This window comes from Micromonospora sp. DT233, from assembly GCF_049841815.1.
Lineage (GTDB): Bacteria > Actinomycetota > Actinomycetes > Mycobacteriales > Micromonosporaceae > Micromonospora.
Window position 1 is genome coordinate 575,751 of the sequence record NZ_JBNCLB010000004.1, and the last position, 14,036, is coordinate 589,786.

A 14,036-nucleotide genomic window follows, 5' to 3' on the forward strand; every position below is an offset into this window, starting at 1 on the left:
CCAGCGCGCCGCCGGTCGGCGTCACGGCTGGCCCGACCTCGGCGAGCTCGGTGGCCGTACGCTCATGCCTGCCGATTTTTGGCGTCGAACCAAAAGGGCAGGGGGCTCATGGTGCACAGCGGTGCGTCGGTCGAGGTTCTCGTCGTCGATGACCAGGTGCTGATCCGCGCCGGCCTGGTCGCCCTGCTGCGGGCGGCACCAGGAATCCGGGTGGTGGGGGAGGCTGCGGAGGGCCGCGAGGCGGTGGCCGTGGCTGCCGCGACCCGGCCCCAGGTGGTCCTGATGGACCTCCGGATGCCCGGTGTCGGCGGAGTCGAGGCCACCCGCGAGATCATCGCGGCGGGCGGCGACGATCCGCCCCGCGTCCTCGTGCTGACCACGTTCGACACCGACGAGTACGTCTACGAAGCGCTCCGGGCCGGGGCTTCCGGCTTCCTGCTCAAGGACACCCCACCGGAACGCCTGCTCGCCGCCGTCACGACCGTGGCGCGCGGGGAGATGCTCTTCACGCCCCGAGTCGCCCACCGCCTCGTCGAGGCCTTCGCCGGTTCCGCCGCGTCGCGGCCCCGGGCGCTGCCGGAGCTCGACGTCCTCACCGGACGGGAGCGGGAGGTGCTGCGGCTGGTCGGCACGGGCCTGACCAACTCGGAGATCACCGAGCGCCTGGTGATCGCCGAGGCGACCGTCAAGACTCACCTGAACCGAATTATGGCGAAGCTCGACCTGACCAGCCGGGCGCAGGCGGTGGTCCTGGCGTACGAGTCGGGGTTGGTCCGCCCCGGCCAGGGCGACCCGGCCGGCCGGGTCGAGGCCGGTGACCGTGGTCGGTGAGAGCCACCTCATGCCTGTCGGCCGGGACGACTCCGACGGGCAGGATGAGGGTGACGGCGAAGCCGCCACCCGGGGCGGTGCCGGCGTGCACGGTTCCGCCGTAGATTCTGGCCCGCTCGCGCATGCCGGCGAGACCATGCCCGCTCACCTGCCCCGCAGCAGCACCCGGCCCGTCGTCGGCGATCCCAATGGCCAACTTCCCCGGTTGGCCGTAGTCGAGCGTCACGTACACCTGGGCACCGTGCGCGTGCTTGAGGACGTTCGTCAGGGACTCCTGCACCACCCGGTAGGCGCAGAGGTCGACCCCTGGCGGGAGGGGGCGGGGTGACCCGGCGACCGTCACCCCGACCTCGATGCCGGCGGCCCTGACCCGCTCGACCAAATCGCCGAGCCGGCCCAGCCCCGGTGCGGGGTCGTGGGCGCTGGTTTCGTCGCACACATCGGTGTCGGAGACCCGAAGCAGGGCGAGCATCCGGCGCATTTCCTCCAACGCCTCGTGGCTGCTGCCGGCGATGGTGTCCAGCGCCGTACCCACCGTCGTCGTATCGGTGGTAAGCACGTACCGGGCGAGGCCGGCCTGCACCGAGATGACCGACATGTGGTGGGCGACCACGTCGTGCAGCTCGCGGGCGATCCGGACCCGCTCCGCCACGACCGCGCTGTGGGCCCGAGCCTCGCGTTCCTGGCGGAGTTCCTCGGCCAGGGCGATCAGCTGCCTGTTGCGGTCGGCCAGCCGTCGGGCCCCAGCGCCGAAGAGCCAGGCCACCATGGTCGCCACGACCGCTTGGGCGAGCGCCGCCCACGGCGTGTAGACCCCGACCACCACGCCGCTGTAGAGGACCACTGCGGCGGTGGCGGCAGCCCCCGGCAGGATCTTGCCGATGGGGCGGGTAGCCGCCACGGTGTACATCGCGAGCAGGGGTCCGAAGAGGTTCAGGCTGGGCACGTAGCCCATGGCGAGGAACCATGCGACGCCAGCGCAGCAGGCCAGTAGAACGGCCATCGGGGCCCGGCGGCGCAGCGTGAGCGGAGAGTTGGCCAGGCAGGTCACGGCCAGGGCGGTGCCGTCGAACTCGCGGAACCCGGGCATCTGGTAGTCGCGGCCCATCCACGCCGTGACCACGATGATCCCGCAGGCGACGGCGGCGTCGACCACCATCGCGGGCGCCTCGGGCAGTCGTCGCCGGAGCTGCTCACGGGGTGCCATCGGTCGATCGTAGTCAGCCGGTGCGACGGCGGGCGGCGGGGACGGGGCCGGTGCCCTGCCGGTGGCGCCGCCCGACCAGTGCGGTAGGCGACCGCGGAGACACCACTGTCAGTACTGGATGATCTGACCCACGCGCGGAGGCGTGCGACCCGCTAGCACCTCCGGCCAGGCGCGTTGCAGGGCGGCGGGCCCGACATCGATTCGGACGTCGAGCCAGCCGCCTACTGACCCGGTGAAGCGCCGCCACGCGTCGGTGAACCGCCGATCGAGCCCTTCCCGGCCCCAGTCGAGGCGCCGCTTGCGCATCTGCACCGGGGCGAAGAACACCTCGTCGGCGGCGTCGGCGTTCGGAGTCTGCGTGGTGAGGCCGATGGCGATGTCCCGCACCAGGCGGTCGCCGAGGTGCCGCCGCAGGGCGGCGCGGGTGGCGGGGGCACCGGAGAGGTCGAGATAGGCGGTCGGCACGACGTCGAGGGCGCCGATGTCCGCGTAGGAGACGACCTCGTCGTAGCAGCCGAGGGACCGGGTGAAGGCGAGGTTGCCCGGCGAGGTGAGCCCGACCAGACGCGCGCCCCGGCCGTGCAGTTCGTACGCGGCGGCGTACGCGGTCTTGCTGGAGGCCGACGACACCACCAGGGACGTCGCCGCGTAGAAGTCGTTGTCGACAACCTGGTCGGCGAGCATGAACGAGGTGAAGAAGAGCGGCCGGAACAGGACCAACAGGTCCTCCTGGTCCGCCCGGTACGCCGGATCGCCCGTGGTCGACCGGTATCCGTTGTACGGCGAGGGCAGGTCGGCCCGGTGTTCGCTGGCGTCACGGAACCCGGAGGCGTCCACCCGGCACGGACGCACCACGAGGTGGCCGGCCGGCGGGAGGTAGCCGTAGACCCGCTGCCCCACCGGAACCCCCGCGACCGTCGACGCGACCACCTCGGCGAAGCCCCACAGCGGCGGGAGACCCCACTCCGGCCCGAGTCCACGGGGGGCGGGCGGAAAGAACTCCCAGTATCGCATCGAGTCGCCGAGCACCGCGTAGGTGACGTTGTTGGCGGTGAGGCCGACGCGGTCCACCCGCAACAGTGCCTCGCCCCCGACCAGGGTGGGTGTGACGCCCTCGACGAGCGTGGTCCGGCGCAGGTCGTCGCGTGTCACGGCGAAGGTCCAGGAATCAGGCATGGTGCGACGCTAAGCAGCCTGGGCCCCGGGGGCAAGTGCACTGCGAGTGCAAATTCCCACTCGCGGCTGGAACGGCCTGCTCCGCGGTGACCGCGCCCGGAACGAAGGGCGTCTGGGGGGTGGACCCGTGCAACCACTGCAGTAGGCGCCCGAGGTGGTTGCCGCTGTGGTTGCGGAAGAGAATCAGTCGCCAAGATGACGCACCCCGTTTATCCGGAAATTAGTGTCGTCACCGGCCCGCCGCCGTAGCGACAGTACGGGGCCGGCCCTGTCGATACCGAAATGTGTCGAACCACCCCCACAAGGAGCTGATGTGCGTAGGAGACTGACGAAAATGATCTTGACCACGCTGGCCGCCAGCTTGACGGTCGCGGTCGTGTCCCTGGTTCCCGCCTCGCCCGCAGCGGCTGACAACGGCCAGCGGTGCAATGAAAATGTGCAGAGCAAGACGTTTGCCCTGCCGGGTAAACCGGATGTGGTCCACCACGTGATGCTTTGCTTCCGGTCATTCGATGACGGCAAGGCCGACGCCAGGTCATTGAATTACTGGGACTTCGAGGACCTTGTCCCTCCCGTGGCCGGTGTCCGGTTCGACGCCTACAGCATCGAAGTGACTATCGAGCGGCGTGACACCGAGACCAGCGCAGACCAGGTGATGTCTCGGTGGACCTGCGACCTGAAGGCGTACGTCAACGGTCCGCGGCCAGCCAACTTGCCCAATGAGGTCTGCTGGACGCCGTGGATCAGCTACAGCTGGCAGGGCCACTGGTCGGCCGACGCGAAGATCACCTACGACATCAACAACGATGGCAAGGGTTCCGCTACGTGGAACATCACCGGCACGCCGCTGTGGTGACTAATCCCTGATGGGCCCTGGACGGGCCCTGGGCGTTGGGCGCTCAGCGGGGCCAGCGCAGGGGACCGGGCCGAACCGACCAGAACAGGCGGCCCCACCAGGGGCGGCCGGCGCGCAGCGCAGCAACGTAGTTGTTGGCGGTCGCGACGGCCCGCTCGGCCTGCTCGGCGGTGGACGTGCCCGGGGCGAACGCCGTCCGGTTGAGCAGACCGGCCAACTCCTCAAGCCGGGCGCCGAGATCCTCGGCCTCTGTCCCGGTGGCCGGGGCGAGTGGGGGGCCAGCGCCGGCAGCCGGGGTGAACGGGGGGCCGGTGCCGGCGACGGCCCGGTGGGCGTCGGCGGCGACCTCGGAGGCGGAGAGGTCGCCGCCGGCCGGCCGGCCCGCCAGCCGCAGCGCGTCGGTGACCTCCCGCCAGGCGCCGGCGATCCGCTGGCCGGGGTCACCCCGCTCCAGCCGGGCCCGACTGCGCGCCCGGCGCAACGACAGCAGCGTGAGCAGCACGGCCACCACCAGCAGCACCGCCCCGCCCGCACCGATCGTCACCAGCAGCGCCGTCGACGGCCCGGCGGAGGCGACCGGCCGCGCCGGCCCGGCCACCGGCTGCGGCGTCGCGGTCGGCTCGACGGTCGGCTCCGGCACCTCCGACGGCGGCGGATCCTCCGGCTTGGGGCGGAAGTCCTCCTCCACCGGGCGCGGCTCGTCGTCCGGGCGGGGCAGCGGATCGAACGGCACCCAACCCAGTTCCGAGAAGAACACCTCCGGCCAGGCGAATGCGTCGGCCGCGCGGACCGGCCCGTCCCCGGCCGTGGAGAACCCGACCACCACCCGGGTGGGCAGCCCGGTGAGCCGGCCCAGCACCGCGAACGCCGCCGCGAACTGCTCCGACGTGCCGCGCTGCCCGCCGCCGTTGCGCGGCCCGAACAGGAAGAAGTTCAGATTCGGGTACGCGTGTCCGCTCGGCGCGTCCGCCACCATCCGGTAGTGCTCGGCGAGGAACTGCTCGATCGCCGCCGCCCGCGCGTACGGGGCCCCGTTCTCCTCGGCGAGCTGGGCGGCCAACCGGCGCACCGGGTCCGGCACCCCGTCGGCCACCCGCAGCACCCGGGCCACCTCCGCACCGGCCGGCACGTCGGCCATGGCGAGGAGGGTGTCGTCCGGCCGCTGCTCCGCCGAGGTGACCGTGTACCGCAGCCCCGGCGTCAGCCCCTCCGGCCGGATCAGCGTCCCCGTCTGCGGGTCGTACGCCACCCGAGCGCCGCTGACCTCGCGGGGGGTGGCCACCGCCGGCAGCAGTCGACCGCTCAGCTCGGCGACGGTGATCTCCTGCCGGACCGTCTGCACCCTCGCGCCCGGCTCGGGCACCTCCGCCGGCAGGATCCGCCCGGCGTTGCGGTAGGTCGCCCCGACCCGCCAGGTCACCCCGTCGTAGTCGCTGAGCACCGCCAGCCGGATCCGCACCGACCGGCCCTGGTCACCGGGTCCGGCACCGCCGTCGGGACGCTGTGTCGTCACCTCCAGCAGCTTCTGCTCCGGGCGCAGCGCCCAGCCGGAGATCCGGATCAGCGGGTTCTCGTCCAGCGACTCCACCCGGGGTGGCTCCACGTACCGCCGGGGGTCCACCGGCCGGTCGTCGACCCGGGCGGCCACCGCCGGGCCGAGCAGGGCGGCCAGCCCCACCACCACGGCCAGCCCGGCGGCGGCGCTCGCCGCGAGACGTACCCGCACCGCCGCCCGCACCCCCGGCGCGAGCCCGGCGGTCGGGTCCGGGGCCGACGGACCCGGCCCCTTGGCGGGCACCGCCAGCCCGACCGCGACGACCGCCGCGAACGCCACCGTCGGCCAGACCGCCGGGTCGGCGTTCGGCCCGACCACGTACACCGCCCCGGCGTAGAGCAGCGCCGGGGCGACGAAACCCAGCAGCACCCGGCCGGCCCGCAGCGCCACCTCCGCCGCCGCCAACCCGGCCAACCACGCCGCGACCAGCGGCACCAGCACCGTGTCCGGGGTCGGCTCGACCGGGATCATCGCCGTCAACAGCCGGGGGATGGCGTTGCGCGCCGCGTCCGCCGACACCTCGGCCAGCGACCCCGGCAGCCCGGCCGCGTCGGCGGTCAGCCGCAGCGACCACGCCACGTAGCCCGCCAGGGCGGCCACCGACAGCGGCGCCACCAGCCAGGACCGCAGCCGCCGGGCGGCCACGCTGACCAGCACCGAGCCGGCCGCCGCCCCGGCCACCAGCCAGGCCAGCGTGCTCCCGGCGTACACCCGGCCCAGCACCATCCCGACCAGCGCGACCGACGCGACCAGCGCCAACGGCAGCGGCGCCGCCCGCAGCACCCTCACCACCGGCGCACCCCGTCCCACTCGGCCGCGAACGCCGCCCCGTCGGCGGCGTCCACCACCCGCATCCCGGTCGCGTCGGCCGGCGTCGGCTCCGCAGCCCCGAAGACCCCGACCAGGATCGACGGGTACGCCCCGCGCAGCGCGCCCAACTGCCCCAGGTCGCTCCGGCCACCGGGCCCGGTGAGGAAGACCAGCGTGTCGCCGAGGCGCTGCTGGCGCAGCCGGGTCGTCGCCGCCCGCAGCGCCGAATCGGCGTCCCCGGCGGCCAGCCGCGCGGCGGCGAGCCGGTCCAGCGGCCCGCTGCCGGCCTCGTCCGGCTGCCCCGGCCCCGACGCGTGCCCCGGCCCCGACGCGTGACCCGTCCCCGACGCGTCACCCGGGCCGCGCAGCCGTTCCGCGATCGGGGCGGGCAGCCGGCCCGCGAGCCGGCGACGCAGTGCGCCCGCAAACCGGCCGGGCAGTGCGCCCGCGAACCGACCGCCCGGCGTGCCCGCCTCCGCCTCGGCGGGCCGATCCGCCGCGACCAGCAGCAACGTCACCGGCAGGGCGGCGCGCAGCGCCGCCGCGAGCACCGACGCCGCCGCCTCGCAGGCCGACTCGAACGACTCCGGGTCGGGGTGGGCGGCGGCCCGGTCGTCCAACAGCACCACGATCCGGGGCAGGCTGGTGTCCACGTTCTCCCGCACCATCAGCTCGCCCACCCGGGCGCTGGTGCGCCAGTGCACCCGGCGCAGCTCGTCGCCGACCACGTACTGGCGCAGCGAGTCGAAGGTGATCGACCCCTGCGGCACGGCGTCCACCTGGCCGTCGAGGCTGCGCCCCGCCCCGGTCGGCACCGCCGTCAGCGGGTGGATGCGTGGGTGCACCCACACCGGCACCGTCCCCGCGTACGACCGACCCAGCGCCACCAGCCCCAGCGGATCCCGCCGGGTCACCCGCAGCGGCCCGACCGGCACCACCCCCCGCCGGTCGGTCGGCACGTCGTAGCCGACCGTGGTGTCCCGCCCCGGGCGCAGCCGCAGCACCGGCACCGGCACGCGCCGCTCGCCGCAGCGGTCCTCGGCCAGCAGGTTCGCCGCCCGCAGCCGCCCGGTGTTGCGCACCGTCACCGTCATCCGGGCCGGCTCCCCCCGGGATACCCGGTCCGGGTCGGCGTGCCGGGTCACCGCCAACCGGGGCCGCCAGAGCGCCACCAGCAGGGCGTACCCCACCGCCACGGCCGCCGCCGCGCCGAGCAGCGTCAGCTCCGGGTACGCGAACCGGAACCCGGCGCCGAGCAGCGCCACGGCGGCGACGAGCAGCCCGGCGCCCCGGGCGGTGATCCCCACGTCTCTGTGGCCCGCCTCAGCCCCGGGCCGGGGCGGGTACGACCTGACCCGAGGGCAGCGGCACCGGCACCGAGGCGACGGCCTGGCGCAGCACCTCGGCGGCGGAGACCCCGCGCACCTGCGCGTCGGAGGTGAGCAGCAGCCGGTGCGCGAAGACCGGCTCGGCCAGGGCCTTCAGGTCCTCCGGCATGATCCAACCCCGCCCGTCGATCAGCGCGTACGCGCAGGCCGCCCGGGTCAGCGCGATCACCCCCCGGGGACTCACCCCCACCCGCACCTGCGGATGGCTGCGGGTCGCGGCGGCCAGCCGGACCGCGTACGCGTACAGCGGCTCGGCGATGTGCACCCGGCGGGCCACCCGCACCAGCTCGCCGATCGTCTCGGTGTCGGTGACCGCCGTCAGCGCCTCGGGGGAGCGGACCGTGGCCCCGCGCAGCACCTCAACCTCGACCGCCTCGTCCGGGTACCCGACGGAGAGCTTCATCAGGAAGCGGTCGAGCTGCGCCTCCGGCAGCCGGTAGGTGCCGTCCATCTCCACCGGGTTCTGCGTCGCCACCACCAGGAACGGCTGCGGCACCGGGTGCCGCACCCCGTCGACGGTGACGGTGCGCTCCTCCATCACCTCCAGCAGCGCCGACTGGGTCTTCGGCGACGCCCGGTTGATCTCGTCGGCGATGACGATGTTGGCGAAGACCGGGCCGGGGTGGAACTCGAAACCCCGGGTGGCCTGGTTGAAGATCGTCACGCCGGAGACGTCGGAGGGGAGCAGGTCCGGGGTGAACTGGATGCGCCGCCACCGCCCCTCGACCGTCGCGGCGATCGCCCGGGCCAGGGTGGTCTTGCCCACCCCCGGCACGTCCTCCAGCAACACGTGCCCCTGCGCGAAGAGCGCGGTCAGCGCCAGCCGGATCACCTGCGGCTTGCCCAGCACCACCGAGTTGACGTTCTCCGCCAGCCGGGCGGCGAGGGCGGCGAAGCCCTGCACCTCCGGCTGGGTGAGCGGTTCGTGGCTGTTCACGGTGGTGCTCCTTGCCTGGTGGGCGTGGTCAGCAGGTGGGCAGGACGTCGATGTCGTCGCCGCCCTCGAGGTTCAGCCAGGCCCAGGGAATGTAGTTCCGGCCGTCGAACTCCACCCGCACCCACCAGGTGCTCCGCTTGCCGTCGTTGTAGACGTAGGAGTCCACATCATCGCCCCGCACCCGGCAGAACGCCTTCAGTCGCCGGCCCGGCTTGGCCCACCCGGCCTGCTCGTCGTTGTCCTGCCGGGGAACCCGGAAGACCTCGTTGCCGTTGCGCTCGCCCGGGATCTCCTTGTTGCAGTACGTCCGCTGGTCGTCACCGGTGCCGTTGTGGCAGGTCGCGATCCCGTACAACGGGTCGGTCTCCTGCCGTCGGGTCACGCTGCCCTTGCCGGCGGCGTTGCTGGCCGTCACCGTGGCCGTGTAGGCGGTGCCCGGGGTCAGCCCCGACACGGTCGCGCTTTCGCAGTCGCGCGCCCGCACCGGCGACTCACCCGGCACGCTGACCGTGCAGGCCGCCTCCCCGCCGCCGGCGTCCACGGTGAAGCGCACCGTGACCGCCGTGGCCGTCGCCGACGAGCCGGTGACGGTCACCCGGGGCTCGGCGACCGTGCGCGCGGTGGCGGTGGCCTCCGGACCGGGACCGGCCTCGTTGACCGCCTTCACCGTCACGGTGACGTTCTGCCCGTCGCCCAGGCCGTCCACCGTGGCCCGGGTGTCGGTCACCTCACTCGTGCGGCCACCCACGTCCACCAGGTACTTCGTCACCGGCCGGCCGTTGGCCGGCGCCGGGGACCACTGCGCCGCCACGGCACCCGGACGGTCCGGCACCGTCGCCGCCCGCAACTGCACCGGCCGCTCCGGCGCGGCGAACGGCACCACGCTGTTGCTCACCGGGGAGGACTTCGAACCGGCACCCCGGTCGCTGACCGCCACCACTGTGAAGGCGTACTGCGTGCCGTACTCCAGCTCGCCGGCCGGCACCACCAGCTCCGTCTTGCGCGACTGCCCGGCCGGGGCGTTCGCGCCCGCCGAGGTCGCCGTCACCGCGTACGCCGCGATGGTGTTGCCCTGGCCGTTCGCGGCCGGCCAGCGCACCAGCACCGTGCCGTCCGGCCGGGCCTCGGCCGTGACACCGGCCGGAGCGTCCGGCACCGCCGCCGTCGGCGTGACCGGGTTGCTGGTGCGCGCCGGGCCGTCGCCCTTGGCGTTGACCGCGTGCACCGAGAAGCGGTACGTCTCACCGTTGGTCAGGCCGGTGATCTCCACCGACCGCTGGTTGGCACCCACCTCCCGACGCTGCCCGGCGCCCTGCACCACGTACCGGACGATCGCCGCGCCGTTCGCGGCGGCCGGCCGCCAGGTCACCCGCGCCTGCCCGTTGCCGGCCGACGCGGTCACGGCGCGGGGCGCGCCCGGCTTGCCCACCTTCGGCTTCTTCGGCGGGGGCGGCGGCGGGGGCACCGGCGGCGGGTCGCCGCCGAGCACGTCGTTGGCGTACTTGTCGACCTCGCGCACCTGGTGCTTGTCGTCGACCACCCGCGCGGTCGACGAGCCCGGCGCGTTGATGAAGAGGTGGTTCTCCCGCACCTCCAGCTCCAGCGGGCCGGTCGAGCCCTTGCCGCCGATGGTGTCGACGAGCTGCCCGCCGGCGTCGAAGGCGTAGATCGTGCCGGTGGTCTCGTCGGCGCAGTAGTAGCGGCCGGCCCAGGCCACGGCGGCGCTGAGCCGCTCGCCCCGACCCGGCACCGTGAAGACCCGCTCCTCGCCACCGGCGCCGATCACGTGCACCGTACGGTCGCTGGGCACCGTCACCGGCACCTTCGCCCCACTGGTGCGCGTCGGCAGGGTGCCCGGCCCGGCGGTCGTCAGCGGCGTCCGGGTGACCTCGCCGCCACGCACCCGCACCAGCGACCCGGCGGTGCGGTCGAGCACCGCCACCCCGTCGTCGAGGGTGGAGACCACCAACTCGTGGCTGGGCTCGGCGACCTCGTACGTCTCGATCTTCCGAGGGTCGACGCCGCCGTCGGCCGGGGCGGCCGAGGCGGGCTCGGCCGACAGCTTCGCCGCCGTGAGCGCAGAGACGGTGCCCTCCGCCGGGACCGCCACCCAGAGCCGGCCCTTGCCGTCGAACGCCCCGCCGGTGATGCCCGGCGGGTAGCGCACCGGCTGGCCGACCGGCGTCAGCGAACGCGGGTCGAGCTGCCGCACCACGCCCTGCACGGCGTCGACCACGAAGGCGGCGTCCTCGTGCAACGCCACGTTGACGCCCAGGCCGGGGGTGGTGCGGGTGGTCGCGGTGATCTGGAGGGTGGCCAGGTCCAGTGAGCTGACCTGCCCGGTGTTCAGGTCGCGCAGGATCAGCAGCCGGTCGGTCTGGGTGACCTGCATCGGGTGCTGCCGGGCCCCGGGGATCTCCACCCGGGTGTCCACCCGGGCGGTCAGGCCGTTGACCCGGGACATCTCGCTGCGCGTCGCGCTCCACAGCCAACTGCTGGAATCGTAGTTGGCCACCGCGTTGTCGGCGGCGCCCAGCCCCAGGACGGTGAGCCCCATCGCGGCCACCAACGCCGCCACCGTGCCGATCGTGACCAGACCACCCCGCCAGCGGCGGCGTGGCACGGCAGGCTCGGTGCTCACGGCGTCGTCGATGGTGGTCACAAGCGGCTGCCTCCTGTGTCGTCGTGCCAGGCGACGCGCCGGTCACCGGCGACCCTCCCCAGAGCCGGCTGCCATCATATGGCCACGCTGTGACAGGGGAAACCCGCGCCGCGAAGCTGTGGACACCCAGCGTGTGCGCTGTGGACGACCGGTCAGCTCGGTGACTCACCCGGCTCGCGCCGCGTGCAGACCTGCCCCGAGGTGGCGAAGGTGTCGGTCGAGTAGACCGCGAGCACCGTGAAGCAGTAGTCCACCCGCGCGTTGAGGCCGTTGACCGTGTAGCTGGTGTGCCCCGGGTCCACCGTGGCCATCGCGCCCAACTGCTTGCCCGCCCGGCCGCCGGCCACCATCACCGGCACCGCGCCGGAGGACGGATCCGTCCAGGTCAGCGTGATGGAGCTGCCGTCGTCGCGCAGCTTCAGGTCACCCGGCGGGGCCCCGCTCAGCTTCGGGCCGGGCGTCGCCGAGGCCGGTGCCGTGGCCGCCGGGGGCGCCGCCCCGTCGCCGCCGAAGACCAGCACGGCCACCACGACCATGACCGCGAGGACCACCAGGGCCACCACCACCGCGACGCCGACCACCAGCCGGCCGCGCCCGCCGCCCTTCTCCTCGGGGTACGTCGTCTGCCACGCCTCCTGCGGGGACGGGTAGCCGTCGTCGTCGCCCCACCGCTGCGGCTCCTCGGCGGACGGACGCGGCGACCCGTAGACCGTGGCGGGGTCGGCCGTCGGCGGTTGCGGGGTGGGCAGGCCGCGCGGGCGGTATGGGGTGGGGTCGGCGGCCGGGAGCGGTGGCTGTGGTGGGGGCGCGCTGCCGTCCCACGGGGGGATTGTCAGCCCACCGGGCGGCACCTGCGGGCCGCTGAACGGCGACGCGCCGGTCGGCGGCGCGCTGAACGGCGGGGTGCTGGTCGGTGGGGGATTGAACGGTGGGGCGCTGGCCGGCGGCGGAGGGGTGAAGGGTGGGGCGCTTGCCGGCGGGGTGCTGGTTGGCGGGGCGCTCGCGGGGGCGTGGGCCGAAGGCACGCCGCTCACCGGGGGCCTGGTGGCGGGTGGCGCGCTCACGGGTGGCCCGCTGACCGGGGCGTGGGCGTTGGAGGGGAGGCCGCTCACCGGCGTTCTGGCGGTGGGGGCGGTTGGGGAACTGCTGACCGGCGCGGCCCGCGTGCCGGTCGGTTGCCCGGTCTCCTCGCGCAGCAGCGCGTCGATCTGTCGTACCTGAATGGTGGGCTTGTCCCAGCCGCCGGCCGGGGTGGGCGGGGGCGACGGCTGTGGTCTCGGGTCGATCGGTGCGGGCGTGGTGGGCGGGGCGGGTGGTGGCGGGGCGGAGACCGGCCGTGCGGCGAATGGGGCGACCTGCGGGGGCGGTGCCGGTGCGGCGCTCGGCGGCGGGGTCGGCGAGACCGGTGCCTGACGTGGCGACGGCGCGGGGCTCGGCGGCGCAGGTGACACGACCGGTGCCGGAGGCGGGGGCGCCATGGTCGGCTGGTGCGGCGCCGGCGGCGGTGGCTGCGGTGCGGGTGTCGGTCTTGGCGGTGCGGATGGCGGCGGGATGGGTGCCGCCAGGGTGGGCGCGTCGCCGCCCAGGTAGTGCCGCGCCTCGCGTACCGCTGGATGGTCCGCCCCGAGCACGGCGGGCCCGGCGCTGGCGACGTGGGAGTAGTGGCGGCGGGCCTCGTGCCGGTTGCCCAGTTCCGCGGAGAGCGAGGCGAGATCGGCCGAGAGCGCGAGCATCAGCGGGTCCGCCGGATGCCACCGCCGCTCGCCGGCCGCGAGGGCCTCCTCCAGCACGCGCCGCGCGGCGGTCAGGTCGTCGGCCTCGCGGTGCAGGCGGGCCAGCAGGTGAGCGCCGCGCAGCATCTCCGGATGGTCCTCGGGGTAGCCGGCCCGGAAGGAGTCGAGCGCGTACTCCAGCAGCTGGCGCGCCCCGGCGAGATCGCCGGCGGAGCGTTGGGCGAGGACCCGGTGCTGGAGGTCGGCCAGGGGAGAGGGCTGGGACACGCCAGCAATGCTGCCCGGCTGGGCGGGCCGCCGCCACCCGCTGTGTCGATCATGATCGAGGTGGTGGAGGTCTCGGTCGAGTCAAATGGCCTCTGAGCTGGGAAAACGTGCGGGTCGGAAGGTGATGTGCATGATCCATCTCGGCCGTGTACAGTAATGCCCCGTGCGGCCCTACGGGGCGGCCGGAGGGTGGTTGGGTCACCTACGGCCGACACGATAGACTGCACGAGCTTCAGTAAGTCCGGGTGGCGGAATGGCAGACGCGCTAGCTTGAGGTGCTAGTGCCCGTATAGGGCGTGGGGGTTCAAGTCCCCCCTCGGACACCACTTCTCGTGGATAGCCACGCGAGATCAACTCCCTCTCGCGTGGGGACGCGAGCTGCGGGGCCTCTGGGTGCGCAACCAGCTCAGAGGGTAGCTGCAACCTGCGCTGACGCCGTCGCCTTCGTGCTGGCGGGGCGTAGGTGAGCCCCGACAGACCGCGCCCTCGCCGGCCCGACGAGCAGCTTGTCGAGGCGCTCGTTCCCACCCCGCTCCCGCTCCCGCTCCCGCTCCCGCTCCCGCTCCCGCTCCCGCTCCCGCTCCCGCTCCCGCTCCCGCTCCCGCTCCCGCTCC

General features: G+C 74.2%; 9 protein-coding genes, 1 tRNA gene and 1 pseudogene. 3 read left to right on the plus strand and 8 right to left on the minus strand.

Features of this window, described 5'->3' with window-relative positions; translation table 11 throughout:
- Positions 1-108 precede the first annotated feature (108 nt).
- On the plus strand, positions 109-831 hold the full coding sequence (locus tag ACLQ2V_RS13665; protein ID WP_425718799.1) for a response regulator: 723 nt from the start codon (positions 109-111) through the stop codon (positions 829-831).
- 46 nt (positions 832-877) lie between these two features.
- Here the strand turns inward: ACLQ2V_RS13665 and ACLQ2V_RS13670 are convergent.
- Together ACLQ2V_RS13670 and ACLQ2V_RS13675 are read right to left on the minus strand one after the other, a co-directional pair.
- A pseudogene (locus ACLQ2V_RS13670) lies at positions 878-2,038 on the minus strand (sensor histidine kinase); the annotation flags it as partial.
- Between the two features lie 108 nt (positions 2,039-2,146).
- Complete coding sequence (locus ACLQ2V_RS13675) at positions 2,147-3,214, minus strand: DUF2855 family protein (protein ID WP_425718800.1); 1,068 nt, start codon at positions 3,212-3,214, stop codon at positions 2,147-2,149.
- 334 nt (positions 3,215-3,548) lie between these two features.
- Between ACLQ2V_RS13675 and ACLQ2V_RS13680 the strand changes: the two genes are divergently transcribed.
- Positions 3,549-4,070, plus strand: coding sequence for a hypothetical protein (locus ACLQ2V_RS13680; protein ID WP_425718801.1), 522 nt, complete (start codon positions 3,549-3,551; stop codon positions 4,068-4,070).
- Positions 4,071-4,113: 43 nt separating this feature from the next.
- Here ACLQ2V_RS13680 and ACLQ2V_RS13685 read toward each other — a convergent pair whose 3' ends face one another.
- The 5 genes from ACLQ2V_RS13685 to ACLQ2V_RS13705 all read right to left on the minus strand — a co-directional run bounded on the left by ACLQ2V_RS13685 (position 4,114) and on the right by ACLQ2V_RS13705 (position 13,422).
- The gene (locus ACLQ2V_RS13685) at positions 4,114-6,417 is read right to left on the minus strand and encodes a transglutaminaseTgpA domain-containing protein (protein ID WP_425718802.1); all 2,304 of its coding nucleotides are present in this window, start codon (positions 6,415-6,417) and stop codon (positions 4,114-4,116) included.
- Positions 6,411-7,742 carry a DUF58 domain-containing protein gene (locus tag ACLQ2V_RS13690; RefSeq protein WP_425718803.1) on the minus strand — a complete coding sequence of 444 codons (1,332 nt, stop codon included), beginning with the start codon at positions 7,740-7,742 and terminating at the stop codon, positions 6,411-6,413. The genes ACLQ2V_RS13685 and ACLQ2V_RS13690 overlap by 7 nt, the downstream gene beginning before the upstream one ends.
- A 16-nt stretch (positions 7,743-7,758) precedes the next feature.
- Complete coding sequence (locus tag ACLQ2V_RS13695) at positions 7,759-8,760, minus strand: AAA family ATPase (protein ID WP_425718804.1); 1,002 nt, start codon at positions 8,758-8,760, stop codon at positions 7,759-7,761.
- Positions 8,761-8,788: 28 nt separating this feature from the next.
- Entirely contained in the window at positions 8,789-11,422 is a 2,634-nt protein-coding gene (locus tag ACLQ2V_RS13700; RefSeq protein ID WP_425718805.1) for a fibronectin type III domain-containing protein, read from the minus strand.
- Positions 11,423-11,574: 152 nt separating this feature from the next.
- The gene (locus tag ACLQ2V_RS13705; protein WP_425718806.1) at positions 11,575-13,422 is read right to left on the minus strand and encodes a hypothetical protein; all 1,848 of its coding nucleotides are present in this window, start codon (positions 13,420-13,422) and stop codon (positions 11,575-11,577) included.
- A gap of 239 nt (positions 13,423-13,661) precedes the next feature.
- Here ACLQ2V_RS13705 and ACLQ2V_RS13710 point away from each other — a divergent pair.
- Positions 13,662-13,748, plus strand: a tRNA-Leu gene (locus ACLQ2V_RS13710).
- Between the two features lie 80 nt (positions 13,749-13,828).
- On the opposite strand, the gene ACLQ2V_RS13715 is transcribed toward ACLQ2V_RS13710, so the two are convergent.
- On the minus strand, positions 13,829-14,036 hold a 208-nt coding region (locus ACLQ2V_RS13715), incomplete at its 5' end, for a hypothetical protein (RefSeq protein ID WP_425718807.1).

Excerpts from the sequence above, each read along its gene's own strand:
- ACLQ2V_RS13665 (WP_425718799.1), top strand. The coding sequence starts at position 109 with ATGGTGCACAGCGGTGCGTCGGTCGAGGTTCTCGTCGTCGATGACCAG.
- ACLQ2V_RS13675 (WP_425718800.1), bottom strand. The coding sequence starts at position 3,214 with ATGCCTGATTCCTGGACCTTCGCCGTGACACGCGACGACCTGCGCCGG.
- ACLQ2V_RS13680 (WP_425718801.1), top strand. The coding sequence starts at position 3,549 with ATGATCTTGACCACGCTGGCCGCCAGCTTGACGGTCGCGGTCGTGTCC.